2 protein-coding genes are annotated in these 1,074 nt (G+C 53.3%); both read right to left on the bottom strand.

From position 1 onward, the window contains the following. The coding region (locus AC1DIH_RS28110; protein ID WP_477774083.1) for a DUF1120 domain-containing protein at positions 1–380 on the bottom strand (380 nt) is incomplete at its 3' end. A 318-nt stretch (positions 381–698) separates the two neighbouring features. Next, positions 699–1,074 (bottom strand): DUF1120 domain-containing protein (locus tag AC1DIH_RS28105; protein ID WP_477774082.1); only part of this gene is annotated, 376 nt, incomplete at its 5' end.

Here is a 1,074-nt window from a genome sequence, read left to right as displayed (position 1 = left end):
ACGTCCGCGACCTGGTTTTTGAAACCCAACTGGTAGTAACCCAGCTTTTCAGTCCCATTGATCAGGCCCAGCCCCATCTGACCAACCTGGCTTGATGTGCCTGGCCGGTTGTCGACAGTACTGATCGCAAACCGGGTTGACGCATCGCAACTCACGGTGAGTTGAATGGTTTCGTCGTTGAGTCGGGTGTGAGTGGTCGCATTCAGGTCTTTCGCAGAAATCTTTGCGTAATCAACGACACCGCCGTTGGCGAGTGACGGTTCACAGGCCACCGGCGTAATGAGGCCTGTAACAGTCAGGTCAGTACTGGACGCAGCAAAAGCGCAGGATGCGCCTGTCAGCAGCAATGCAGCCGTCAGCAGGGATAAATGTTTGTTCATGTGTTGGTTCTTCCTTGAAGGGGGATTGTCGGTTAGTGCCCTAAGCGGACAGGGCGCAATCTATCGATCGAGGTGGCGAGGCGGAATGCAACTAATACGAAAACGCTGAGCTTGATGTATGAAAAAGTGTCCCTGGCTACAAAACGTCATCGTTTGGCGTGTGCTCTGTAGTCTTTTGGTGTTGGCGATGTAGGTTGGAAGCGGGGGCGAGTGTTTTTTGAGGAGCAAGGATGGGAGCAGATGGTAATCAGCGGGGGAGTAATTCTTTGATCACGCGGGCAACACCGTGTATTTGGCGTTGCCCCTCAAAGACGACGATTACAGGTATTTGATCTGCAGGGTGGCGGAGCCGTCGAGTTTTACTTCGTCGGTCAGGGTCAGGCTGTTGGTGGGGGCGATGACGGTGTTAAGCGACATGTCGACTGTGACGTTCTGAACGAATTCAGGTGTCCAGGTGCCACTGGTATTGTTACCAAATGCGATCCAATCGTTCGGTTGTTTCGACACGTCATCGTCAAACTTATTCCAGGTGTCGCCCGCGTTACGTGAGTACATAACGTGCACCGGAACGTCCGCGACCTGGTTTTTGAAACCCAACTGGTAGTAACCCAGCTTTTCAGTCCCATTGATCAGGCCCAGCCCCATCTGACCAACCTGGCTTGATGTGCCTGGCCGGTTGTCGACAGTACTGATC

Source organism: Pseudomonas sp. 05N36 (assembly GCF_056397385.1).
This window is presented reverse-complemented; position numbering and strand designations above follow the sequence as displayed.